Here is a 23,906-nt window from a genome sequence, read left to right on the forward strand (position 1 = left end):
GCCATGAAATTCGACACCCCCGCAACGGTCAACCCCATTGACCAGCTCAAAATCATCGGCCAGCCGATGAACCGCATCGACGGCCTGCTCAAGACCACCGGCACGGCGCCGTATGCCTATGAACGGCATGACGTGGTCCAGCACCCGGCCTATGGCTATGTGGTGGGCTCGGCCATTGCCAAGGGCCGCATCCGCAGCATCGGGCTGGCGCAGGCAAGCCGCGCGCCCGGCGTGCTCGCCATCGTCACCGCACAGACCGCTGGCAAGCTGGGCCAGGGCAAGATGAATACCGCGCCGCTGCTGGCAGGCCCCCAGGTGGCCCACTACCACCAGGCCGTGGCCCTGGTGGTGGCGGAAACCTTCGAGCAGGCGCGCGCTGCCGCGCAATTGGTCCGTGTGGACTACGAGCCTGTGGCTGGCGCCTATGACCTGGCCAAGGCCAAGGACTCCGCCGTGCCGCCCGACAGCATCAATGGCGATGCGCCGGATACGGCCATTGGTGACTTCGACGGTGCCTTCGCCTCTGCCCCCGTGAAGGTGGACGCCACATACACCACGCCAGACCAGTCGCACGCCATGATGGAGCCCCATGCCACGCTGGCCGCATGGAAGGGCGACCAGCTCACGGTATGGACCTCGAACCAGATGATTGCCTGGGGCCAGGGCGAGCTGGCAAAGACGCTGGGCATTCCCAAGGACAAGGTGCGCCTGGTCTCGCCATTCATTGGCGGCGGTTTTGGCGGCAAGCTGTTCCTGCGGGCCGACGCACTGCTGGCCGCATTGGGCGCCCGCGCGGCAGGCCGGCCCGTCAAGGTCGCACTGCAGCGCCCGCTGATGGCCAACAACACCACGCACCGCCCGGCCACCATCCAGCGTGTGCGCATCGCGGCAGGGCAGGACGGAAGGATCACCGCCATCGGCCACGAAAGCTGGTCGGGCGACCAGTCCGGAGGATCGGCGGACGGTGCCGTGGACCAGACCCGCCGCATGTATGCCGGCACCCATCGCATGACCGCCACGCGCCTGGCCGTGCTGGACCTGCCCGAGGCCAATGCCATGCGCGCCCCCGGCGAAGCCACGGGGCACATGGCCCTGGAGGTCGCCATGGACGAGCTGGCAGAAAAGCTCGGCATCGATCCCGTGGAGCTGCGCATCCGCAACGACACCCAGGTGGTGCCGGACAGCGGCGAGAAGCCGCAACCCCAGGCGAAGGAGGGCACCCCTGGCCAGGAGCACAAGCCGTTTTCCCGCCGTGAATTCGTGCAGTGCCTGCGCACGGGCGCCGAGCGCTTCGGATGGAGCCAACGCAATCCCCAGCCGGCCCAACGACGCGAAGGGCGCTGGCTGATCGGCCTGGGCATGGCCGGCGCCTACCGAGGCGCCCCTGTCATGAAGTCCGCCGCCCGCGTGCGCCTGGACAGGCAGGGCATGCTCACCGTGGAAACCGACATGACCGACATCGGCACGGGCAGCTACACCATCATTGCCCAGACGGCGGCCGAGATGCTGGGCCTGCCGATGCAGCAGGTGCGCGTGCGGCTGGGCGATTCCGGCTTTCCCGTGTCGGCCGGTTCGGGCGGGCAATGGGGTGCGGCCAGTGCCACCTCCGGCGTCTATGCCGCCTGCCTGAAGCTGCGCGAGGCCGTGGCGCGCAAGCTGGGCATGGACCCGGCGACGGCCGAATTCTCGGATGGGCATGTGCAGGCGGGCGGCAAGCGCCGGGCCCTGGTCAGCGCTGCCGGCGACGCCGACCTGACGGCCGAGGATGCCATCGAATTCGGCGTGCTGGACAAGAAGATGCAGCAGTCCACCTTTGGCGCGCACTTCGTGGAGGTCGCCGTGGACGCCTTCACCGCCGAGGTCCGCGTGCGCCGCATGCTGGCCGTTTGCGCGGCCGGCCGCATCCTCAACCCCAAGACGGCCCGCAGCCAGGTCATCGGCGCCATGACCATGGGCGTGGGAGCGGCACTGATGGAAGAGCTGGCCGTGGACAAGCGCCTGGGCTATTTCGTCAACCATGACCTGGCAGGCTACGAGGTGCCCGTGCATGCCGACATCCCGCACCAGGAAGTGATCTTTCTGGACGAGGTCGATCCCATGGCCTCGCCCATGAAAGCCAAGGGTGTGGGCGAGCTGGGTATCTGCGGCGTGAGCGCAGCCATTGCCAACGCCATCCACAACGCCACCGGCGTGCGGGTTCGCGACTACCCGATCACGCTGGACAAGCTGCTGGCAGGACTGGGGAAGCTGGCATGAGAGGGGACTGCACCTGAGGCAGCCCGCTCAGTCCCTGGATTCTTGATGAACGAAGGCCGGTCACCTCTGGGTGGCCGGCCTTTTTGCCTGTGGCCATCAATAGAACGCATAGCTTGCGCGTCCGTCGGCATTGGCCTGGAAAGGCTGGCGTGGAGATACTTTTTGCACTGGGGAATGTCGGCGCTGTGCGCTCCGAATGCAGGCCGTCACCCAGTTTTCCCAGAAAAGAACCTGGCCTGGGCGCAAAGCGCCTGCCAGGGCAAAGAGACAACCTGCTCCGACAAGGACTTGTATGAAAGATATCCGCAAGACGATGGACGAGGGCGCCATGGCGCCGTTCCAGTGGCTGGCCGTGGCCATCTGCACCCTGCTCATCATGCTGGACGGCTTCGATGTGCTGGTGATGGCCTTCACCGCCTCGGCCGTCGCTGCCGAATGGAGGCTCAACGGGGCGCAACTGGGCGTGCTGTTCAGCGCCGGTCTGATCGGCATGGCCCTGGGCTCGCTGTTCCTGGCGCCCGTGGCCGACCGCCGTGGCCGGCAACCCATCATCGTGCTGTGCCTGGTGCTGGTGTCCGTGGGCATGCTGCTGTCTGCGGCAGCGCGCAGCCATGTCGAGCTGGCAGCCCTGCGCGCCATGACGGGCGTGGGCATTGGCGGCATGCTGGCCAGCGTGGGGGTGATCACCTCTGAGTATTCATCGAACAAATGGCGCAGCACGGCGATTGCGCTGCAGGCCACGGGCTATCCGATTGGCGCCACGCTGGGCGGACTCATGGCCGCCTGGCTGCTGACACACCATGGTTGGCGCTCGGTCTTTGTGTTCGGCGGTCTGGCCACGGCGCTGATGGTGCCCATCGTGCTGTGGCGCCTGCCGGAGTCGGTGGATTTTCTGATGGGTCGTCGCCCGGCGCGTGCGCTGGAAAAGCTCAACCGCCTGATGGCACTCATGGGGCATCCCGCCATGCTGCAGTTGCCCGCGCAAGCTGGCGGTGACGTCCAGCAGGGCAATACCGTGGCCGCCTTGTTCAGGAACGGCCTGGCGCGCCCCACGCTCATGCTCTGGGCCGGCTTCTTCCTGCTGATGTTCAGCGTCTACTTTTCCCTGAGCTGGACGCCCAAGCTGCTGGTGCAGGCCGGCCTGTCGGCACAGCAGGGCGTGACGGGTGGCGTGCTGCTCAACCTGGGCGGCATTGCCGGCGGCAGCCTGTTCGGCCTGCTGGCGGTGAAGGCCAAGCTGCGGCATCTGGCCATGGGCAGCCTGCTGCTGAATGCCTTGTTCACCGCGCTGTTCGGCCTGGCCTCGGCCAGCCTGGGCTGGGCGTTCGCCGCAGCGGTGGGCGTGGGCGTGTTCCTGTTCGCCTCCATGGCCGGGCTGTACGGGTTGGTGCCGGCCACCTATCCGGCCCAGGTGCGCGCCACCGGCATGGGCTGGGCCATAGGCATTGGGCGCATAGGCGCCATCGTGGCGCCCACCATGGCCGGCCTGCTGCTGGACGGCGGTTGGCAGCCTGCCTCGCTGTACTACGTCTTTGCCTTGCCGCTGATTGCCGCTGCGCTGGCCGTGTGGGCCACGGGCGCCGGCCGCACCCTGGCGCCAGGGGGCGCCGTGGCTGCGGCGCATTGATCTCCTGATTCCTGATCTTCCCCTTTCCTCGCCTGTTCCCCCACCGCGATCCCTACCTGACGGCCGAGGAACAGAGCGCCCATGACCCGTTCACACACTGCTGTTCGCGTGCGCGCTGCGAGCGGCTGGTGCTTGATCCTTGAACCCCTATCCGTGAGCACGCGCCCGAGCGCCCAAGCGCCCAAGTGCTCAAGCGCTCAAGCGCAGGAGAAACACTTCCATGGCATTGGACAAACCCTATCTCGACGTACCGGGAACCACGGTCTTCGACGCCGAGCAATCCCGCCAGGGCTACTGGCTCAACCAGTTCTGCATGTCGCTGATGAAGGCCGAAAACCGCGAGCGCTTTCGGGCTGACGAGCGCGCCTATCTGGGCGAATGGGCCATGACGGCCGAGCAAAGACAGGCCGTGCTGGACCGCGACCTGAACCGCTGCATTGCGCTGGGCGGAAACATCTACTTCCTCGTGAAGATCGGCGCCACCGACGGCGTCAGCGTGCAGAACATGGTCTCGACCATGAGCGGCATGAACGAGGAGGACTACCGCCAGATGATGCTGGGCGGCGGACGCAGCATCGAAGGAAACCGCTACCTGCATGAGCAGGAACGACAGGAAAAAGGCATCTGATGGCACGCATCACCGCATCCGTCTACACCTCGCATGTGCCCGCCATCGGCGCGGCCATGGATCTGGACAAGGCGGGCGACCCCTATTGGCAGCCGCTGTTCAAGGGCTTCGAGCACTCGCGCCAATGGCTCAAGGACAACAGGCCCGACGTGATCTTCCTGGTCTACAACGACCACGCGACCGCGTTCAGCCTGGACTTCATCCCGACGTTTGCCATCGGCACGGCCGCCGAATACCAGCCGGCCGACGAAGGCTGGGGCCCGCGCCCCGTGCCCAAGGTCGTCGGTCATCCCGAGCTGGCCAGCCACATCGCGCAGTCGGTGATACAGCAGGACTTCGACCTGACCATCGTCAACAAGATGGACGTGGACCACGGCCTGACTGTGCCGCTGTCGCTGATGTGCGGCCAGCAGGACGCGCGCACGGGCGCCTGGCACTGCCCGGTGATTCCGTTTGCCGTCAACGTGGTGCAGTACCCCGTGCCGTCGGGCCAGCGCTGCTTCAACCTGGGCCGTGCCATCCGCCACGCCGTGGAAAGCTTCGACGAAGACCTGAACGTGCAGATCTGGGGCACGGGCGGCATGAGCCACCAGCTGCAGGGCGCGCGCGCGGGCCTGATCAACAAGGAGTGGGACAACCGCTTCCTGGACCTGCTGATCGAGAACCCGGCCGGCCTGGCGAAGATGCCGCATATCGACTACGTGCGCGAGGCTGGCTCCGAAGGCATCGAGCTGGTGATGTGGCTGATCGCGCGCGGCGCCATGGCCGATGTGGATGGCCCTGCGCCGCTGCCCAAGGTCAACCACCGCTTCTACCATGTGCCCGCGTCCAATACGGCCGTGGGACATCTCATCCTGGAGAACGCAGCATGAGCCGGCCTTGCGTGGTACTTCTGCCGGGCCTGCTGTGCGACGAGACGGTCTGGCACGAGCAGCAGGCGGCCCTGTCCTTTGCCGGTGCTGCCGAGTGCATTGTTCCGTCCTATGGCGCGGCGGCCACCATCGAAGACATGGCGCGCCTTGTGCTGGACTGCGTGGCGGCCGAGCGGTTTTCGCTGGCGGGCCATTCCATGGGCGGGCGCGTGGCCCTGGCCATTGCCGGCATGGCGCCCCAGCGTGTGGAGCGGCTGGCCTTGCTGGACACCGGCATGGACCCCATCGCCCCGGGCGAGGCCGGCGAGAGCGAACGCGCCAAGCGCATGGCGCTCTTGCAGATCGCCCGGCACAGCGGCATGCGCGAGATGGGCCTGCAATGGGCGCGCGGCATGGTGCATCCCGACCGGCTTGATACGCCACTGTTTGGCGAGGTGCTCGACATGGTGGCGCGCTTCACGCCCGAGGTGTTTGCTGCGCAGATCAATGCCTTGCTGAACCGCCCCGATGCGGGCGATGTGCTCCGGCAACTGCGCTGCCCGACCCTGCTGGCCTGCGGTCGCCAGGATGCCTGGAGCCCGCTGTCACGCCATGAGCGCATGCAGGCCCTGTGCCCGGGCGCCGAGCTGGTGGTGATTGAGGACAGCGGCCACATGAGCACCATGGAGCAGCCGCAGCAGGTGTCGCGGGCACTGCTCGACTGGATGGGCCGCTGAGCGAGCGCTGCGCTCAGGCTAGGCCGGCGGATCGCCCACGGCCCGCCGGCAGGCCTGCATGAACAGCTCCAGGTCCTGCGATGCCGTGCTCAGCGCACGCGTGGCCAGCCCGATGCGCCTGCGTGTGGAAGGCAGGTCCACAGGCACGATGGACAACTGGCCGCCGTGGTCATCCTGCAGGGCCTGTCCGCGCGAGGCCAGGGCCAGCCGGCCAGTCTGCAGCACAAAGGCCAGCGTCATGGTCGGGCTGCTGGCGCGCAGGCTGGCGCGCGGCGGCTCCAGGCCCTGGCTGCGGAACAGCTGGACCATGGCGCGATCGGCCGGCGTGCCGGGCAGGGGCGACACCCAGGGCCATTGCAGCAAATCCTCCAGAACCAGCTGGCCGCGGTCCAGGCAGGCATGGCCGGCCGGTGCCACCACCACCAGGTCATCGTCGAACAGGTGCAGCTGGCGTACCTCATCGGAGGACATGTCGGCGCGCAGGGCGCCGGCGATGGCGTCGATGTCGGCGCTCAGCAGGTGCTGCACCAGGCTCTCGTAGGTGCCGTCCACGATGCTGACCTCGATGTCCGGGTGGCTGGCGGCCAGGCTGTCGACCGCGCGCGGCAGGAAGATTCCCACCGACAGCGGCAGCACGCCGACCACCACGCGCCCCCGGATCTCGCCGCGCCAGGCGGAAATATCGCTGTCCATGCCGCGCACCTCGGCCAGGGCCAGCTTGACACGGCGCAGCAGCGCTTCGCCGGACGGCGTCAGCCGCGTGCCGAAGGCCAGCTTGTAGAACAGCTGCATGCCCAGGCTGATTTCCAGCCCCTGCAGCGCCGCATGCACGGCGGGCTGCGTCAGACCCAGCCACTGCGCGGCCAGGGATTCGCTGCCGCAGTCGGCAATGGCCATGAGGGCGCGCAGCTGGCCCGCAGGCACGGTCTCGGCAAAACGCTCGGGCAGGGGAGGGCGCCTGGCCGCCAGCGTGGCGGCGGCCTGGGCGTCGGCCGCGCCGCTGCCCAGGTGCTGGAGCATGGCCTCGATGCGGGCGGCCAGCTGGCTGCCCAGCGGGGTCGGCATCATGCCGCGCGCACCGCGCATGAACAGCGGCACGCCGCAGGCCTCTTCCAGTTGCAGTACCGAACGCGCCACGGCCGGCTGAGAAAGATGCATAGCCTGGGCGGCCCGCGTGGTGCTGCCGTGGCGCACCACGCCCAGCATGGCGCGCATGGCCCGCAAATGGCCTGCCAACTCGGGAAAACGCGAAGGATTGCTGGTGGCCGGGCCGGCCCAAGGGGCAAGGTAAAGGTTCATGGAAAGGCGCTGAACGGCACGTTGGAAAACCGTGTTTTGATTGTCCCATAAGAAAAACGCATTGATGTCCGGGGCTCCGGCATTGGCCGGATCGATGCCAGCGTGGAATGCTTGGGGCCTCGATCAAGACAGCCCATCGCAGGCTGCGAATTCCGGGGAGACAAGAAACATGAACCATGAAATCGACCGGCTGCTGGCCCGCCAGGCCTGCCTGGACCTGGTGCTGCGCGCTGCTGCTTTTGCGGATGCCGGTGATGCCCAGGCCCTGGCGCTGCTGTTTGCCGAAGACGGCCAGCTGCAACGGCCCGGCGGCGAGGTGCTGGGCGGGCGCGCAGCCATCGCCGCCGCGTACTCCCGGCGTCCCGCGGGCCGCATGACCCGGCATCTGGTCACCAACACGCTGGTGGAACTGCAAGGCCCGGACCGCGCCAGCGCGCGCAGCCAGGTGCTGCTGTGGTCCTGCGACGAGGCCGATGCCATCACGCCGCACGGCCGCCCGGCCCAACCGCGCCAGCTCGTTGGCGAGTTCGATGACATCTTTGGCCGCAGTCCTGAAGGCCATTGGCTGATCACGCGCCGCGTGGCGCGCTTCGTCATGTACCGGGACCTCCCGGGCGCCTGAAGAGCAGGGCGCCCAGCCGCTTTCTCCCATTTCCCCGCGCCCACCACTCTCGCCTTTCCCAAGGCGCAGCGTTGCGGCGTGCCGATTCCGCAACGACAACAACAGGAGACAAAAGCATGAAACGCACTCTCAAGAGCATTCCCCAACCCCCAGCCAGGCGCCCACTGCGGGCTTGTCTGGCCCGCCTCGCCCCACTCGCCATGCTGGCAGCAGAAGGCAGCGCCCAGGCCCAGACCGGCGCATCCGTGACGCTGTACGGCCATCTGGACACCGGCATCGAGCACCTCACGAATGTGCAAGGCGGCGGATCGCTGACGCGCATGCCCGGCCTCACGGGAACGGCACCGTCGCGCTGGGGGCTGCGCGGGAGCGAGGATCTGGGCGGCGGCCTGAGCGCCGTCTTTGCGCTGGAGTCAGGCTTTGGCCCGGATGCCGGCACCTTCAACCAGGGCGGGCGGGGTTTCGGGCGCCAGGCCTGGGTGGGACTGTCCGGCGGCTGGGGCAGCGTCTCGCTGGGGCGCAACTACACCATGCTGTACTGGGCGCTGTTCGACGCCGACCTGCTGGGTCCCAACGCCTTCGGTCTGAGCAGCCTGGACAGCTACATCCCCAACACGCGCACCGACAACTCCCTGGCCTACCGGGGGCGCTTCGGCGCCTGGAGCCTGGGTGCGGCCTACAGCCTGGGACGCGATGCCGTCAACGCCGGCCCCAGCCCGGCCGGCACCAACTGCGCCGGCGAATCGGCCACGGACAGGCAGGCCTGCCGCCAGTGGTCCGCCATGCTGAAGTACGACACCGCGCCCTGGGGCTTTGCGCTGGCCGTGGACGAGATGCGCGGCGGCGCCGGCGCATTTGCAGGCCTGGCGCGCTCGGACCTGAAGGACCGCCGCATCATGCTCAACGGCTATGCCGCGCTGTCACCCACCATCAAGCTGGGCGCCGGTCTCATGCGCCGCGACAACGACGCGGCCCAGGCGGCCTCGGCCAGCAACGGCACCACGCCGCGCAGCACCCTGGCCTGGGGCGGCCTGTCCTGGTCCCCCAGCGCCGCCGTCGTGGTCGATGGCCAGCTGCAGCAACTGCGCTATGCCCAGGGCGGCGACCGCTCCACCCTGCTGGCCCTGCGCGCCACCTACAGGTTCTCCAAGCGCACGGCGGTCTATGCCCAGGCCGCGCGCATTGACAACGGACAGCGCCTGGCCATCTCGGTGAGCTCGGCCGCAGCCGGCGGCAGCCCGCTGGCGGGCGCGTCGCAGACCGGCCTGATGCTGGGCCTGCGCCACTCGTTCTGAAACCGAAGGCCAGGCCGGCCGCATCCAATGCGACGCCTGGAGCGTGTGATCACCCGCGCGAAGAGCCGACGCGCGGGCACTTGAAAGTGCACACCACGCTCTAGATCTGTACAGCGCGGCCGATGAACTGAATGGGCCCTGTCGGGCGTCCGCTCGGGGAGCCGCCTTCTGGCTCCAGGGTGAGCTCGAAAAGCTGATTCGGCTGCAGAGGCGGCAACTGGTCTACCGGCACTTCGATGGCTTCGCCCGGTTTGACCAGACCCAGGGACACCGGCGCTTTCCAGCCGTCCGCCTTGGTCCAGAACTGCAGGGATTTTTCCGCCGGAATGGCATCCTTGCCCAGTGGCAAAAGGCGCAGACGGCCTTCAGACTGGGCTTGGACCACCCACCCGGGGGCCTGATTCTGCGGCGCTGCCAGCACGACGAAATAGCGCGGGGCAGCCGGCGGTGATGCCTCTCGCACAACCAGCACAGCCGCGAGCAGTGCTGCAGCTGCAAAGCCGCCACCCGCCAAGCCGCGCCAAAGGGCGAGGCTATCCCAGTGCCACCAGGCACCACGCTGTGCGCGGACCGCTGGCCGGGCCGGCTTGACGCTGGCCGCGATGCGCTGCCACAGCGATGCCGAGGGCTCGATGGGGGGAGCCAGCTGAACCAGCGGCAGGAGCCGTTGCTCCCACGCCTGCACGGCCGTGCGCAACGTAGGCTCGTAGGGCAGACGGGATTCGATGGAGCGGCGCTGGGCTGCATTGAGGGTGCCCATTACGTACTCGCCGGCCTGCATCTGGAGATCGTCCGGGGAGCCGTCATCCGTCGACTCTGAGGGATTGGGGTGGGTGTCGCCGCTCATTGCATGCACTCTCTCAGGGCACGCAGTCCGCGTTGAACCCAGGCCTTGACCGTACCAAGCGGCGCCTGCACACGCGCCGCAATTTCGCTGTGGCTGCAGCCGTCCACGTAGGCGTGCAACAGGCAGGCGCGGCGCTCGGGCTCCAGCCGGTCGAGGCAATCGCCAAGACGACCCAGCGTCGCCTGCCGCTCCCATTCACTGCCGCCTTCCTTCCATGCCGAAAGTGCGGCCTGGGCGTCATGCGCTTCATGGGCGGTTTCATCCAGCACGGTTTCGCGTGCGCCATCACGTACACGGTTGAGGGCGGCGTGCCGCACCACGCTGTAGATCCACCCTCGACCACTTCCGCGATTGCCGTCGAAGGTGGATGAGCGGTTCCAGATGGAGACAAACGCATCGTGCAGCACGTCTTCCGCAGCGGCGCGATCGCGGACGATGCGCAGTGCCACGCCGAGGAGAAAGCGCGCCTCGGCCTCATAAATCCGCTGCAAAGCATCGCGTTCGCCGCGTGCACATGCATGCAATGCTGCGTCATGGTCGAAAGCTTCGTTGTTCTGGGAGACAGCGGGCGGCACGAAATGGAGCGAAGGGGGCGTTGCAGGAAATCCTTCGTCCAGTGTATCCGCGCCGCTGCCGGCTCTTACATGGGCTTCCAGAAGATGTAGTCGGCCTGGTACTTCACGGTGGTCTTCTGGCCCTTGTTGGCAGCCATGCAGGGCTTGTCAGCCGGCGCCACTCCACCCTGGAGCGCCACACGCTGGATGTAGCTCACACCCTCCAGCGCGCCGCTGCCCATGGCTGGGTTTGCCTTCACCAACTGGTAAGGCAGATTGCCTGCGCCGGACGGCGCCACAGCCAGCTGGGTGGCGGTGAGTTTGGAGCCGTCGTTGGCCTCCCAGGTTGCAGGGGGACCGTAGTAGCGGCCCACTTGTTTGCCCATGCGGTCCTTCAGCACAGCATCGGGTCCCACAAAGACCCATTCCGTCTGGCCAGGCGCGTTGGCCTTGTCGCGGCACTCGTAGGTGATGTCACCGCTGCCTACGGTCTCCCACGCGACCTTGTTCCCTGCAGGAACCTGGATGGGGGCGGGCAGCGATGCCTGGGAGAAAGTGCTGGCCGGCTTGTGCATCGAGCCACAGGCGGTGAGCAGGGCCGCTGTGGCTACAGCGAAAGAAACGGCGGCGGTGCGGGATGCGGAACGAGAGGTCAACATTGCAATTCTCCAAACAGTTTTGTGAAGGGGACTGAAGCAGCGCATTTTTTGGGCTGCTACTGGTACTACCCGCCATCGCGTCGTTTGGATGCACCCCATGCAAAAATATTTTCGAGAAATGCCAGCGCCAGACTCCATCAGACTGCGGTTGGTGACATTCTTGACCTGCAGCACCCGAGCCACCTCTCCCGAGGCGCGCTGCTCCCAGTAGGCCACGCGGCCGTTGAGCCAGGGCAGGGGAGAGAACTTGACGCCCGCTTCCCAGTCATCATTGATGGAGGGCCTGAGGTTGCGATCCTGCGTGCGGCAGGCGTCGATGCCCGAGCCGATCTCAAAGGTGGGCGAGCATGTCCTTTGACGGAACGAAGAAGGCAATGCCTGTCACCGCCGCCGAGAAGTCAAGGATGCGGTCATGGAGCGGGGGCGGGCTTCCGACGAACATGCGTTCGAGCATCTGCTCGATCACCCAAAGGTGCCTGGAATAACCGATGAAATAGGTTCCGTACTCCTTGAGTGCAGGCCTCGCGAAGGGCATGTTGTCTCGCAGGATGTCGTGCTCGACGCCGTCCTGCGTGATGGTGCACAGCGTCTTGTGTGACTTCTGTTCCGCCTCCGAGGCATCGGGAAGCTCGGTGTTGGTGAACTTCTTTCGTCCAATGATCTGCTCCTGGGCTTCCGTGCTCAGGCTTTTCCATGCCGGGAGGTCGTGGAGGTACTTCTGTACGACGACATAGCTTCCGCCCGCATGTTCAGGATCTTCCTCGCCCACTATCGTTGAGGCCGGCAGCGCCAGGCCGACCGGATTCGCCGTGCCATCGACAAAATCCAGCAGGTCGCGTCCGTCGAAGTACCGGAATCCGGCGACCTCATCCATGGCCCCGACTGTCCCTTCCAGGGCCTCCAGGAGCATCTGCTCGAACGCCACGATGAGATCCATGGACCTGGCGCGGATGTGGAACAGCAAGTCCCCCGAAGTAGAGACTGCCACATGGGTGGCGCCCCGGATTTCGCGGAATGGATGGAGCTCGGCCGGAAGCGGGGTACCGACGAGCGGACCCCATACATCGGCACCGATGCCCACGTTGCAGGTAAAGGTCCCGGTCACGTCCCGGACAAGGACGTTCTTGATCAGGCCGTCCAGATCGCCGAGCACGGATCGCACGGTGGAGAGGGACGCTGCGTCTCTTGCAACGGTCAGGACCAGGAAGGATGCGGCGATCGACAGCGCTGCATCAATTTGCTGGGGCTCGGCCTGGCGCGGGATCGTGGGTGTGGTCATTGGAAGTACCGGCAGATGGACGAAATGGGCGTCAGGGATGGCGCATTATCTGGCCCAACCGACGCAGCCGGCCCAACCGGCCCAACCGGCACCAGGAGCAACATCACGGACGGTTTCGCCAGATCCTCACTCCCATTTTTTCGGCATCTTCCCGGTACTCCTGGATTATGGCTGTGCGATCTTCACCGTCATAGAGTCCCTGCAGCAGCTTGGTTTGGAAAGCTGGACGGCGCGGCTGCTGAGCTGGCTGGGCAGGTTTGAAGGGCTGGAGCGCCATTTGGAAGAGGACTGCGATCCGGTGCTGTGTGTGCGCCAGATTCTCCTGCGGCATGTGGCTGATCAGCCGAGAGGCGCCGGTGACCAGAAAGGCGTTGCAGACGTGACCTGGCACAGCATCGTCCACACCATCGTGGCCCAGCCATTCGTGCAAGTGTGCTGCGACTGGAGCATTGACGGATTGAGGCCGCGAATTCGCTGGGACCCCATTGACACACCTTCCTGCAGTTCTTGGCTCTCGGCCATGCCGAGGAAGACCTTTCCGTCTGGACTCCTGCTTCAGGAATGCCCTGCAGGGCGCGGAAATGCGCAAGCCTGCTGCAGGGCAAAGCAAGATGAAAAATCTACCAGGCGCGGCAAGGCAGGCCGCACCCGCCCGGTACAGAGAACGATTGCTCGCACTCACCTCAGTCGGTGCGTAGCTCAGGGCGGACTATTAACTTCGCGACGCCCGGCGACGTCAGACGACCCTCCACTTACGTAGGGGATCGTCCTCTATACCAATGCTCGGATCAATAGGGCACTACTTCAGTAAAACGTACAGTGCAGTGGAAACAGCATCTACCTGCTCTTTATCCTTGTCCGCCTGCCAGATCATGCCTCCACCAAGTTTCAGAGGATTTGGCTTAAGGAGAAGAGTTCAGCGATGTGCCCCATCTGGGCAAACAGGCCCAGCGACATCGCTGCCGCGAGTGTTACCGTCGGTGAACTTAGCCTTCACGTCTTACGTGACTGAGCGGGTCAAGCACGAGCACTTATAACCAGCGCTTCAAGATCAAGTAGAAATGACCTGATTTGTGACTCGTTCTCGGGTAGGCATAGAAACTTCACCGCGTCTTCCGGGGATTTCCCAATGAGCGGGATACGCAAAAACAGATGTTCAAGAAAATTGCTGCTTACGGTCGAAAGTACCAGCCTCAGCGAAGCCAACATATCGTCACCTCGGTGCGATGCATGTACCAAGGCAATCGGCTTGCCGATCACTTCGACGCGTGAAACCAACCAGTCGATTGCATTCTTGAGGCCGCCGGGAATTGCACGGATGTATTCGGGGCTCGAGATGATGATGCAATCGTGTGCGCAGAAAATTTCCAGGAATTCACGCACGGCCATGGGCGTTCTCTCCCCTTGCGCATCCGGCGAGAAAACGGGTAGTGCCTGGAGACCATGAAAAACTGAGACATCAATGCCCAGCGGCGCCAAGTTTTTCATGGTTTGCAACAACGTCGTATTCGTGGATGCTTCGCGCGTACTGCCTGAAATAGCCAGGATTTTCATGATGTCCTCTTTGCTTGCCAAGCATCGGCCATGCCGGGCCGGCGTCCGGACCATGGCAGGCAGGCGCACAGCGCAATCAGGCCCAGCACCAATACCGCGCCTCCAAGCACGCCGAGGCCCGTACCGAAGGCCGCGCTCACGCCCATCGCCACCAGCGCTGCGCTGCCGATCTGACAGAACCCGACCAGCCCCGATGCAGTGGCCGCATGCCCGTGCTCGCTGGCGATGGCCCCGGACACGCCCAGCGACAGCGACGAGCCATTGGAGAGACTGACCAGGCACATCGGCAGCACCACGGCTGCCGCGCCCTGCAGCCCCGATTCCACCACGGCCGCGAATGCCACGCCGCCAAGCACGAAGCACACGACGCCGGCAAAGAGGATGCGGTCGTAGGGCCAGCGATCAAGCAGCTGCCTGGCAAGCAGGTTCGCGCCGATGATGCCCGCCGTCAGCGGCAGGTACAGCCAGCCGCTTTGTTCCTCGCTCAGCCCTTGGCGCGCAAAAAGAAATGGCGACTGGGTCAGGTAGACGAACCAGGCGCAATAGATCGCGCAGACCACCAGCGTATAGCGGCGAAAAATCCGGTCCCGCAGAACATGACTGAAGCCAGCAAAGGGCGCGGTGCGGGTACGGGCGGCAGAGGGAAGCGTTTCCGGCAGCCACTTCATCACCATCAGCAGAGCCACGACGCCAAACGCAGCGACGAACAGGAAGTCAGACCGCCAGCCGAAAGCCGCAGCCAGGTGCCCGCCGATGGCAGGCGCCAGGGCGGGCGACAGCGACACCAGCGGGTAGATCACCGCATAGACCTTGGCAGAGGTACGTTTGTCGCAGGTGTCGGCGATCAGTGCCCGGCCCACGACCAGGCCCGCAGCCGCGCCGACCGCTTGCAGCATGCGCCACGCCAGGAAACCGTTGTAGCTGGCGGAGATGGCGCAGCCCACCGAGCCGACGATGTAGAGAGCGATGCCAGCCAGCAGCACGGGCTTGCGGCCATTGCGATCCGACAGCGGGCCGTAGGCCAGCTGGGCAATTGCCAGTGCCAGCAGGTAGAACGAGACGGTCTGCGGCATCTGCCAGTCGGCAACGCCAAACTCCGTGGCCATGCCCGGCATGGCGGGAAGATAGACGTCCGACGCGATCAGGCCGAAGGCACTGAGCATGGCGACGGTCAAGGTGAAAGATAAGCGAGGCATGGCAGTTCCTGGCAGCCAGGCGAACGGGCTGCGCGTCAAGGGTTCAGAAGGGATGAGCGCCATGCTACGGAGCTGCCTTCAATGTGAAAATGCACAAAATAGCAGCCTATAGCTGCATATTTGCAGTACGAGCAATGGGGCAGCGATGAATTGGGATGACGTGCGGATATTCCTGGCAATCCACCGTGCAGGCACCCTGCGTGGGGCGGCTCAGCAACTGGCCATCGACCAGACCACGGTGGGCCGGCGCCTGGCCGGGCTGGAGCGGTCGCTGGGCAGCCGGCTGTTCCTGCGCACCACGGGCGGCCTGGTGCTGGCCGGAACCGGCCAGGAAGTGCTGCGCATGGCCGAAGACATGGAGCGCATGGCCGTCTCCCTCGAGCGCCGCGGCGAAGGTGCCGATGCGCGCGTGGCCGGGGAGGTGCGTGTGACCACCACCGACGCCTTGGCGGTGGATTTCGTGGTTCCCGCCCTCGAACACCTGCGTGCCCGCCATCCCGAGGTGCGGGTGATCCTGAGCACCACGAGGCGCCAGCTCGATCTAGCGCGACGGGAAGCCGACATTGCTGTCCGCACCCTGCGGCCGGAGCAACCGGACCTGATCGTTCGCCAACTCGGCTGCTGGGAAGTGGGCTTGTACGCTACCGAAGGCTATCTGGCAAAAAATGGGGAACCGCAGCCCGGAAAAGGCTTTGCAGACCACGACATCGCGCTCTACCAGGAGGGTGTGACCGGCCGGCAGGACGACACGCTGGCAGGTGAATCCAGGGCACAGGGTCGCATAGTTGCCGAACTGGATTCGAGCCTGATGCTTGCGACCTTCGTGCGCGCTGGCCTGGCCCTAGGCGAATTACCCGAATACGTGGCCCGACGCGACCCCACGCTGGTCAGGATATGGCCGCAGTGCCAGCGGGCCAAGCCCTACGAGGCGTGGTTGGTGTTGCACCAGGACCTGGCGCGCACGGCCAGGGTGCGTGTCGTAGTGGAGTCGATCACCGCGGCTTTCGGCGATTGAAAGGCAGACATGTGCAAGCCACATATTTGATTTGGGTGGCGACGGCCGAGAGGCGATAAGGACGAGCAGCGTTTCATCTTCGAACAATGAACTGAGCTGCGGGCAGTTCAGATGTAAGCACCGAGGTGAGTGCTACGACCTTGGTCGTGGCCAAGCGCTTGGCGGATTCGGTGCGCGAATGGATCAAGCGCAATGAGTCCGATGAGGCTGTACCAGGGGACTCGAAGAACGATCGGCTATTCGACACCTGGCAGGACTATGGCGTCATCGACCTGAACCCGGCTACCGGGCAGGCTATCTGGCATGTGACAGTGCAAGGAGAGGCATCCGAAGCTGCGGCAGATCGAGGAGGTTATGAGCACGACCTGGCCATGCTGCGATTTCCCTTGGCCAAGGTCTTTTCGCACGAGAGCAAGTATCCGGCGCCCATGCAAGGCAGATTGGTCCTGCGGCAAAAACGCAAGGATGAGGCCGGTGAGGGCGGTGCCTCACAGCAGGCCGTGCAGCTGCAGATTCCTGCGGCAGGTTCTGGTGGTAAGGAGGATGCGGCAGGCCATGCACCCGAAGTGCAGCACTACCAGCCAGTGCTCGCGCGCCTGCAGCTGCTCCCAAGGCGCCCAGCAAGCAGGAATTGAAGCTTGCGGCAGTCATGCGTGAACCGGCGTTCAGGGCGCCACCTGGTACGGCAAAGCGGCCTGCGGCGAAATCCGAACGCGGAACCGGCGATGCGACCGAAGAAAGGCCCGCGGCCGCCGAAGCCGGCGCGGGCCAGGGAGGAGGGCGGTGCGATGCGCGAGCAATCATCGGAAGCTGCCGCAGGCCTGGACGAGGCCCCGGCTTCGCCAGAGCCTCCAGCACCGCCTACCGCCCAAATTCTTTCATCCGAAACTGCCGCAATACCCACTGAGGCGGCCATGACACGCACGCCTGTATCCGCAGCAACGAAGCGCCATATGAGCGTAGCTGCGGAGTTTCGGAGCTTGAGCGACGAACTCGATGACTTGCCACCGGTCGTGGTGCGTTCCAGGACGGAGCCGCAGGCTTCACGCGCGGATGAGCCCCAGCCGGTGCTGCTCTTGCAGCAACGACTCAAGATCGAAGGCCAGGAAAGGCCTGCGCACGAGCCCAGCGAGTTGGCGTTGGACTTCATGCGGTGGGTACAGAAGGGCTTGGTCGATCGTGCGTGGTTCTGGTGGAGCTTGGTCTGGAATGGTTTGCGCAATCCTCATCAGGTGTTCTGAAAGCTTAGCGCTGGAGTCAACGAAGAAACTTCTGAACATAACGTCCGCATAGTTGGTGAATGCTACCGATATGAGTCGCTTTAAAGCGCACTTTTCTGGCCGTCATTTGATTGATACGATGTATATTATGTTAAATAACAAACGCAGATAACGGCCTGAAAACCAAGTCATGGCACTCCTCCAGTGCCTTGCCTGCTTCGTTTTCAGCTGTTCAAGACGGTTTCCAGGCCTTCAAGCTCCTGCTTCAGCAAAAGCGCAGTTTCCTGTGGCTCGAACTGGCGCTGCAGCAGCGGGATGGTGAAGACGTAGCTTGCATCGTGCACCCCGTGGGTTTCATCGCGGCGCAGGACGTAGGCCAGTTGCAGGCGCGCCAGGGACCGGCGCAAGGCCTGGGCCTGGCCGGTGGCGCCGTGGGACTGGACCAGGGCGTCGAGTGCGGTCAGGCTGGTCTGTCCTTGCTGGGCCGTGTGATAGACGGCGATGCGGTCCAGGCGGCAGGCCTGTTCGTCGGTGCTCAAGCGGCCCCATCCCACCAGCGCGTCCTGCACGGGCTGGGATGCCATGGCCTGGCGCAGGTGGCGTTCTTCGATGACGCGTTCGTCGGGTCCCAGGGCTTCCAGGCATTCCTGGCAGAGGATGGCGACAAGGTTGGCGCGCCTGCCGCTGGCCTCTATCAGCCGCTCGGCCAGAGTGTCGTTGGCAAAGCCCAGGCGCAGCCTGCGCAGCGGTTCGGTGGCCAGGGCGTGGCATGCCGCTGGCTCCAATCCGCCAATGGCCAGGATTTCGCCGAAGTTGCGCAGCGGCGACTGGTAGTCGAGCAGCGCTGCCGCGTACAGATCCCAGAATCCCGCCAGCATGAACCAGCAACGGCCCTCCTCGCTCAGCGCGCGCAAGGCGCTGAGCTGGGGGTAGCCATTGCGGGCTTCGTCGCGGAAGAACAGGTCGGCCTCGTCGATCAGCAGGTACAGCCGCCTGCCCTGCGACTGCTTTTGCAGGTGTTCGATGATGGCCTCCAGCGGTGTTTCCACGGGAAGGCCGAACTGCGTGGCCAGGCGCGGCGTGAGGCGGTGGTCGCGCAGCGAGATGTAGTGGCAGGCGATGGCCGGATGCTCCTGCAGCCGCCGCTGCACGGCCTTGAGCAGGCTGCTTTTGCCGAGCTGGCGTCCTCCCACGACCAGGTAGTTGGCCGGTTCGCGGTTGAGCACGCGGGCCAGCAGGCGCTCGCGGCCAAAGAAAACGTCCTCGCGCGTCACGCCGCCGCGCGTCTGGTAGGGCGATATGCGCGTGACCTGCAACTGCGTGGCAAGCAGCCGCAGCAGCACCTGGTCTGGAGCGCCGCCCAGCAGCCATTCGGTCTGCCCCGGGCTGTCCAGCAGCACGTGCAGGTTGGCGCGGTCCTGGGCATGGCGCTGCAGCAGCGGCATGGGCGACTGGGGATGGTGCGGGCTCACGATGAGCACCACATCGCCGCCGGTTTGCAGCAGGCGCAGCTGGCGCACGAGTTCGCCCTCTTCCAGCTCCGCTGGGGGCGCATAGACCAGGCAACGGCCCAGGGCGATGGGCAGCGCGGGCGGCAGCGTCCACTCGAACATGTCGCCGGGCACGGGCCATTCGCCTTGCGCCGGTTTGCAGGCGGCGGACAGGCGTTCGGCCAGCGCCCGCACGCGGGCGCCTGGGCTTGCGCCGGCAAGGCGCAGGGCCCGCTGCCAGTCCGGCGGGCGTATGCCCGCAGCGCGCAAGACGGCGGAACGGCGGCCGGTGAGCTGCAGCAGCCGGTCCAGCTGGGGCAGATGCTGGTAGGGCTTGCGGCGCAGGCGCTCGGGCTTGAGCTGTGCCGGGCCTATCAGCGGATGGCGCACCAGCCACAGCAGGGCCAGGCAGCCAAAGACCAGTGCGCTGGTCCAGATGACGCTGCGCAGCCATCCAAAGGGTTCATGCTCGGGCTGGCCCGGCGAGGGGCTGCAGTTCAGCGGCAGGTAGCGCGGCGGAGTCGGAGGCAGGCCGCCCTGGCAGCTCCAGTCCCAGCGTTGCCTGTCCAGTTGCAGCAGGACCTGGGTTCCGGCGAGCACGCCCATCTGGCTGTCGCGCACCACGTCCGCCTGCAGCACGAAGGGCCTGGGCGAGCTCATGCGCACGCGCGGTTCGGCAATGTCCGGCGCCACGCTGGCCAGGTCCTGCGGCCAGCTTTCATGCTGGCGCACATGATCCATCAGGGCCAGGCGCCACAGGATGATTTCGTTCCAGACCCGGCCCGAGCTTTCCGCGCCCTGCAGGCTGCTGCGGGTGACGGGGTTGTAGCGGGGCAGCAGGATGGCCGTGCCGATGAACAGCGTGACCAAGGCGAGCAGCGCGGCGCGCCACCAGGATCTGGGCAGTTGCACAAGCCGGCCCAGGCCGCTCATGCCTGCAGCACCGCCACGGCGGCTTCGCGGGCAATGTCGCAGCGCCAGTGCAGATGGGCGCCCTCACCTGCTCCGCGCACCTGCAGCAGATTGCCCCAGAACAGGCGCCGCAGCACGGCATCCTGCAGATAGGGGCGTGCACGGCCCAGCGATGCTGCATCCACCAGCCCGCGCAGTTGCTCGCGAGTGGCAGGTTCCTGCGCCAGGGGCAGCAAGGTCTGCCACAGGCGCGCGCTGGCCACCAGATGGGCGCGCAGCAGGGGCGAGTGCACGGAAGCGACGCCCACGCCCTGCTCCACCAGCCATTGCAGCGCTTCCTCGAAAAGCGCGGGATGCCCGCCCGTCAGCGCCTGCAATGCCTCGATGACCTCGGCCGGCCAGGCCGTGCCGGGCCAGCGCTGGCGCGCCATCAGGGCCAGGTCTTCCAGCGTGGGATCGGGCCAGTGGGCCACCTGGCCGATATTGAGCAGCGACAGGTCACCGCTGCGGTACTTGAGGTCGGCCAGGGCCTCGCTGCCGCACAGCAGTAGGTGCAGGCGGCCGCTGTGCATTTCGCTGAGGCTGCGCAGAATGCCGGCCAGTGTCTCGCGCAGCTGCGCCGTGCCCTGCTCGAAGCGGCTGACCAGGCAGAACAGCCGGCCGCCGGCCAGCAGGCGCTTTTCCAGCAAGGCCTCGAATTCGTAGTCCGAGCTCACTTCGCCCAGCCCGCATTGCCGGCCCAGGGCCGCAAAGTAGTCGGCCGCAGCCGTGCTCACGCTGTAGGGCGGCTGGATGTGCAACACCGCCTCGGCGCCATACTGGGCGCGGGCGCGCAGCAGCAGTTCCTGGCGAAACGGAGGCTGTCCCCAGTGCGCGGGCGACAGCAGCATGGTGATGGCATAGGGCCGGGCCTGGGCCAGCTGGGCGAAAAGCCGGTCCATGAAGCCTGCAAAAGGCTGGGCGCCAGCGGCGGCGGCCTGCAGCGGAAACTCCGTGGCAAAGCCAGCGGCGGAGAACAGGCGATTGGTCTCCGCCTCCGTCAGGCGCAGGTACTGGGCGCAGGCGGCCAGCCGGTCGCGCGAGCGCGGATTGGGCAGGGAAACCCCATTCCTCCAGTTGTTGACGGCTTCCCGGCTCAGCCCGATCTCGGTGGCCACGCCCGAGGCGCTGGCGCGGATGCGGCGCATGTACAGCCCCAGCAAATGGCCGAAATCCTCGTGAACGCCTGGCGCCACGGCAGCCCCCTGTTCAATGGCGGTGGGCTGCATCAGCGACGGCTCCGCTCAGGAAAACAGCGCCTGTTGGCGCAGATCCATCCGGCCGGGGCCATGGTCCGTATCCTCATCCTTTTCACCCTCTCCTGGGATTCAGCTGGTGTTGTGCAATTTGTTTCATTTTGCCAAGCGCGGATTGTCTCAGGATGCGGCATCCCCGCCACCCTGCCCCGCAAACTCCCGTCGCGCGCCGGCCATGCGGTACAGCGGCAGCACCACCGCCAGCACCAATCCCAAAGCCAGCCAGAGCCACAGGCCCTTGCCTCTGAAGGCCAGGGCTGCAATGACGGTGAAGGCCACGGCCTCGCACAGCCCGCGAAAGCCGGCCCGCAGCATGAACAGCCCCACGATGCCCTGCACGGGCGATACGCCGCTCTTGCGCAGGCTGGCCATGGTGTCCAGCAGGGCCTGCACGGATTCCTGGGCCTGGCGGTCACGCTCCTGGTCCCGCTCGCGCAGCCGGGTGATGGTCATGGGCTGGGCCGGATTGGTGAGGGCGGTGCCGTCGGCGCCCTCTTCCTGGCCGGGCTGCGGATAGACCTCGCCATTCGTATCGACCAGCACCTGGCGCTCCGGGTAACGGGACAGCCAGGCGTGGTGGCTGACCCATTGGCCGGCATCGAAGTGGTAGCGCTCGCTCTCGCCCACCTGGTCGTAGAAGACATGCAGCACCGCCGCCTGCAGCCCGTGCTGGAATAGCGTCTCCAGCAATCGCCAGGGCATGCCCGCCGTGGTGCGGGTGTCAAAGCCCAGCTCCAGGTGCTGGGGATGGCCCAGGGCGCTGGCATTGGCCCAGTCGTCATCCCACAGCGCGGACCGGTCCAGGGCGGGGTCCAGCTCATGGATCCAGCGCTCGGCCTGCTCCCAGGACTGCCGGGCCAGGTACTGGCAGATCAGTTGCACGCGGCGCAGCTGCAGGGGCGTATCGAAGAAAAGATAGAGGTGATGGACGTTGCTGGACATGGCGGGCCTGAGGCGTTTGCAGGAATGCCGCGATTGTTCAATTGCAGCCGCCAGCCGGCCCTCCCAGGCCTGTCCAGCAGGCGGCTGGCAAGCGCTCCCACCGGTTGACATTCTGTCCACTGCAAGAAGCGGGATGCAGGCGCTGCGGCGGCGCCCTAGACTGCGGCAATTGCCCACAGCGCCCGTATTGCCAACCGCGCCCATACCGCCAACCCCGCCCGCCATGCACAACCTCGGTCTTTTCGACAACGAAGCTTGCGAACACGCCCCGCCCTGCCACTGGACGCAGATGGAGCACCAGCTCGATGAGCAAGGCTGCGCGCGCCTGCCCGGCCTGCTGGATGCGCAGCAGTGCAGCGACCTGTCCGCTCTTTACGCAAGGGAAGACGGCTTTCGCTCCCGCATCGTCATGGCACGCCACGGTTTCGGGCGCGGCGAGTACCAATATTTCGACTACCCCTTGCCACCGCTGCTGCAGCGCCTGCGCGAGCAGCTGTATCTGCGCCTGGCGCCGGTGGCCAATCTCTGGAACCAGCGCATGGGGCTGGAAGTGCGCTATCCGGACCGGCTGCAGGACTTCCTGGCGCGCTGCCACGCGCAGGGCCAGTTGCGGCCCACGCCGCTCATCCTTCAATACGGTGCGGGCGACTACAACTGCCTGCACCAGGACGTCTATGGAGAGCATGTGTTTCCGCTGCAGGTAGTGCTGCTGCTGTCGCGGCCCGGGCGGGACTTCACGGGTGGCGAGTTCGTCACCACCCAGGCAGATGGCGACCGGCAGCGGGCCGATGTGATGGCACTGGACCAGGGCGATGCGCTGGTCCTTGCCGTGCGCCACCGGCCCGTGCCCGGGCGGCGCACCGGCTACCGCCGCGTGGCCATGCGCCATGGGGTCAGCCGCATCCACAGCGGCCATCGCCATACCGTGGGGCTGATCTTTCATGACGCACTTTGATGGATGGCCGGTATGAGCACGCTGGATCTTTTCGCCGATGAACATCCCACCGGGGCCGAATCCATAGGCCCCCAATCCGTGGTGCTGCGCGGCCATGCCCTGCCCCATGCCGCGCAGTTGCTGGAGGCGGTCGAAGGCATTGCGGCGCAGGCGCCGCTGCGCCATCTGGTCACGCCGGGCGGCTTCACCATGTCGGTGGCCATGACCAACTGCGGCGCGCTGGGCTGGACCAGCGACAGGCGCGGCTACCGCTACAGCGCCATCGACCCACTCAGCGGCCAGCCCTGGCCCGCCATGCCGGTCGTGTTTGTCCGGCTGGCGGGCGAGGCGGCCGCTGCGGCGGGGTTCGAAGGCTTTGTGCCCGATGCCTGCCTCATCAACCAGTACCTGCCCGGCACCCGGCTTTCCCTGCACCAGGACCGCGACGAACGCGACCTGGGCGCGCCCATTGTCTCGGTGTCCCTGGGCATGCCGGCCACTTTTCTGTTTGGAGGACTGGCGCGGGCGGACAGGACGGCCAGGGTGCCGCTGCAGCATGGCGACGTGGTGGTCTGGGGCGGCGTGGATCGGCTGCGCCACCACGGCGTGTTGCCGCTCAAGGACCAGCCTCACCCGCTGCTGGGCGGGCGACGCATCAATCTCACTTTTCGCAAGGCGGGCTGAATGGTTGGAC

The 23,906-nt window shown here is 66.1% G+C and carries 23 protein-coding genes; 12 read left to right on the forward strand and 11 right to left on the reverse strand.

Annotated elements, in window-relative coordinates:
• The first annotated feature begins 3 nt into the window (after window positions 1-3).
• The 5 genes from paoC (at window position 4) to KDK82_RS09740 (ending at window position 6,099) form a co-directional block, all read left to right on the forward strand.
• Window positions 4-2,256 (forward strand): aldehyde oxidoreductase molybdenum-binding subunit PaoC, encoded by a 2,253-nt coding sequence (paoC, locus tag KDK82_RS09720; protein ID WP_088164723.1) that lies wholly within the window; start codon window positions 4-6, stop codon window positions 2,254-2,256.
• 292 nt (window positions 2,257-2,548) lie between these two features.
• Entirely contained in the window at window positions 2,549-3,883 is a 1,335-nt protein-coding gene (locus KDK82_RS09725) for an MFS transporter (protein ID WP_088164724.1), read from the forward strand.
• A gap of 220 nt (window positions 3,884-4,103) precedes the next feature.
• Window positions 4,104-4,511, forward strand: a complete 408-nt coding sequence (ligA, locus tag KDK82_RS09730) for a protocatechuate 4,5-dioxygenase subunit alpha (protein WP_013802391.1) — start codon at window positions 4,104-4,106, stop codon at window positions 4,509-4,511.
• The gene (locus KDK82_RS09735) at window positions 4,511-5,383 is read left to right on the forward strand and encodes a class III extradiol dioxygenase subunit beta (RefSeq protein ID WP_088164725.1); all 873 of its coding nucleotides are present in this window, start codon (window positions 4,511-4,513) and stop codon (window positions 5,381-5,383) included. Before ligA ends, KDK82_RS09735 begins: the two co-directional genes overlap by 1 nt.
• Window positions 5,380-6,099: an alpha/beta fold hydrolase gene (locus tag KDK82_RS09740; protein ID WP_071955954.1), complete on the forward strand. Its 720-nt coding sequence runs from the start codon at window positions 5,380-5,382 to the stop codon at window positions 6,097-6,099. The genes KDK82_RS09735 and KDK82_RS09740 overlap by 4 nt, the downstream gene beginning before the upstream one ends.
• A gap of 18 nt (window positions 6,100-6,117) precedes the next feature.
• Here the strand turns inward: KDK82_RS09740 and KDK82_RS09745 are convergent, their stop codons facing one another.
• Window positions 6,118-7,398, reverse strand: coding sequence for a LysR family transcriptional regulator (locus KDK82_RS09745; RefSeq protein ID WP_088164726.1), 1,281 nt, complete (start codon window positions 7,396-7,398; stop codon window positions 6,118-6,120).
• Between the two features lie 169 nt (window positions 7,399-7,567).
• On the opposite strand from KDK82_RS09745, the gene KDK82_RS09750 reads away from it, so the two are divergent.
• Together KDK82_RS09750 and KDK82_RS09755 are read left to right on the forward strand one after the other, a co-directional pair.
• The gene (locus KDK82_RS09750) at window positions 7,568-8,020 is read left to right on the forward strand and encodes a nuclear transport factor 2 family protein (RefSeq protein ID WP_088164727.1); all 453 of its coding nucleotides are present in this window, start codon (window positions 7,568-7,570) and stop codon (window positions 8,018-8,020) included.
• Window positions 8,021-8,136: 116 nt separating this feature from the next.
• Complete coding sequence (locus KDK82_RS09755; protein ID WP_088164728.1) at window positions 8,137-9,315, forward strand: porin; 1,179 nt, start codon at window positions 8,137-8,139, stop codon at window positions 9,313-9,315.
• Between the two features lie 100 nt (window positions 9,316-9,415).
• On the opposite strand, the gene KDK82_RS09760 is transcribed toward KDK82_RS09755, so the two are convergent.
• From KDK82_RS09760 to KDK82_RS09790, 7 genes are all read right to left on the reverse strand, one after another.
• The gene (locus tag KDK82_RS09760; protein WP_088164729.1) at window positions 9,416-10,162 is read right to left on the reverse strand and encodes an anti-sigma factor; all 747 of its coding nucleotides are present in this window, start codon (window positions 10,160-10,162) and stop codon (window positions 9,416-9,418) included.
• Entirely contained in the window at window positions 10,159-10,737 is a 579-nt protein-coding gene (locus tag KDK82_RS09765) for a sigma-70 family RNA polymerase sigma factor (protein WP_088164730.1), read from the reverse strand. Before KDK82_RS09765 ends, KDK82_RS09760 begins: the two co-directional genes overlap by 4 nt.
• 65 nt (window positions 10,738-10,802) lie before the next feature.
• Window positions 10,803-11,375 carry a DUF3455 domain-containing protein gene (locus KDK82_RS09770; RefSeq protein ID WP_043822431.1) on the reverse strand — a complete coding sequence of 191 codons (573 nt, stop codon included), beginning with the start codon at window positions 11,373-11,375 and terminating at the stop codon, window positions 10,803-10,805.
• Window positions 11,376-11,706: 331 nt separating this feature from the next.
• Complete coding sequence (locus tag KDK82_RS09775) at window positions 11,707-12,654, reverse strand: Dyp-type peroxidase (RefSeq protein ID WP_088164731.1); 948 nt, start codon at window positions 12,652-12,654, stop codon at window positions 11,707-11,709.
• 103 nt (window positions 12,655-12,757) lie between these two features.
• A complete protein-coding gene (locus KDK82_RS09780) occupies window positions 12,758-13,084 on the reverse strand; it encodes a hypothetical protein (protein WP_088164732.1) in 327 nt (108 codons plus the stop codon).
• Between the two features lie 587 nt (window positions 13,085-13,671).
• Entirely contained in the window at window positions 13,672-14,208 is a 537-nt protein-coding gene (locus tag KDK82_RS09785; protein WP_088164733.1) for an NADPH-dependent FMN reductase, read from the reverse strand.
• Window positions 14,205-15,467 carry a multidrug effflux MFS transporter gene (locus tag KDK82_RS09790; protein WP_224986315.1) on the reverse strand — a complete coding sequence of 421 codons (1,263 nt, stop codon included), beginning with the start codon at window positions 15,465-15,467 and terminating at the stop codon, window positions 14,205-14,207. The genes KDK82_RS09785 and KDK82_RS09790 overlap by 4 nt, the downstream gene beginning before the upstream one ends.
• Before the next feature lie 82 nt (window positions 15,468-15,549).
• Here KDK82_RS09790 and KDK82_RS09795 point away from each other — a divergent pair, with 82 nt between their 5' ends.
• The 3 genes from KDK82_RS09795 (at window position 15,550) to KDK82_RS09805 (ending at window position 17,660) form a co-directional block, all read left to right on the forward strand.
• A complete protein-coding gene (locus KDK82_RS09795; RefSeq protein ID WP_088164734.1) occupies window positions 15,550-16,419 on the forward strand; it encodes a LysR family transcriptional regulator in 870 nt (289 codons plus the stop codon).
• Window positions 16,420-16,565: 146 nt separating this feature from the next.
• A complete protein-coding gene (locus tag KDK82_RS09800; protein ID WP_179217878.1) occupies window positions 16,566-17,054 on the forward strand; it encodes a TraI domain-containing protein in 489 nt (162 codons plus the stop codon).
• A gap of 345 nt (window positions 17,055-17,399) precedes the next feature.
• Window positions 17,400-17,660 (forward strand): hypothetical protein, encoded by a 261-nt coding sequence (locus KDK82_RS09805; protein WP_143343434.1) that lies wholly within the window; start codon window positions 17,400-17,402, stop codon window positions 17,658-17,660.
• Window positions 17,661-17,863: 203 nt separating this feature from the next.
• Here the strand turns inward: KDK82_RS09805 and KDK82_RS09810 are convergent, their stop codons facing one another.
• From KDK82_RS09810 to KDK82_RS09820, 3 genes are all read right to left on the reverse strand, one after another.
• On the reverse strand, window positions 17,864-20,062 hold the full coding sequence (locus KDK82_RS09810; protein WP_088164737.1) for an AAA family ATPase: 2,199 nt from the start codon (window positions 20,060-20,062) through the stop codon (window positions 17,864-17,866).
• Window positions 20,059-21,309 carry a hypothetical protein gene (locus KDK82_RS09815; protein ID WP_088164738.1) on the reverse strand — a complete coding sequence of 417 codons (1,251 nt, stop codon included), beginning with the start codon at window positions 21,307-21,309 and terminating at the stop codon, window positions 20,059-20,061. Before KDK82_RS09815 ends, KDK82_RS09810 begins: the two co-directional genes overlap by 4 nt.
• A 147-nt stretch (window positions 21,310-21,456) precedes the next feature.
• Window positions 21,457-22,278: a hypothetical protein gene (locus KDK82_RS09820; protein WP_088164739.1), complete on the reverse strand. Its 822-nt coding sequence runs from the start codon at window positions 22,276-22,278 to the stop codon at window positions 21,457-21,459.
• A 223-nt stretch (window positions 22,279-22,501) separates the two neighbouring features.
• On the opposite strand from KDK82_RS09820, the gene KDK82_RS09825 reads away from it, so the two are divergent.
• Window positions 22,502-23,233 carry a 2OG-Fe(II) oxygenase gene (locus tag KDK82_RS09825; protein WP_088164740.1) on the forward strand — a complete coding sequence of 244 codons (732 nt, stop codon included), beginning with the start codon at window positions 22,502-22,504 and terminating at the stop codon, window positions 23,231-23,233.
• 12 nt (window positions 23,234-23,245) lie between these two features.
• A complete protein-coding gene (gene alkB / locus KDK82_RS09830; RefSeq protein WP_088164741.1) occupies window positions 23,246-23,896 on the forward strand; it encodes a DNA oxidative demethylase AlkB in 651 nt (216 codons plus the stop codon).
• The last annotated feature ends 10 nt before the right edge of the window (window positions 23,897-23,906 follow it).

It is taken from the genome of Delftia sp. K82, from assembly GCF_002193035.1.
GTDB classification, from domain to species: Bacteria; Pseudomonadota; Gammaproteobacteria; order Burkholderiales; family Burkholderiaceae_C; genus Comamonas; species Comamonas acidovorans.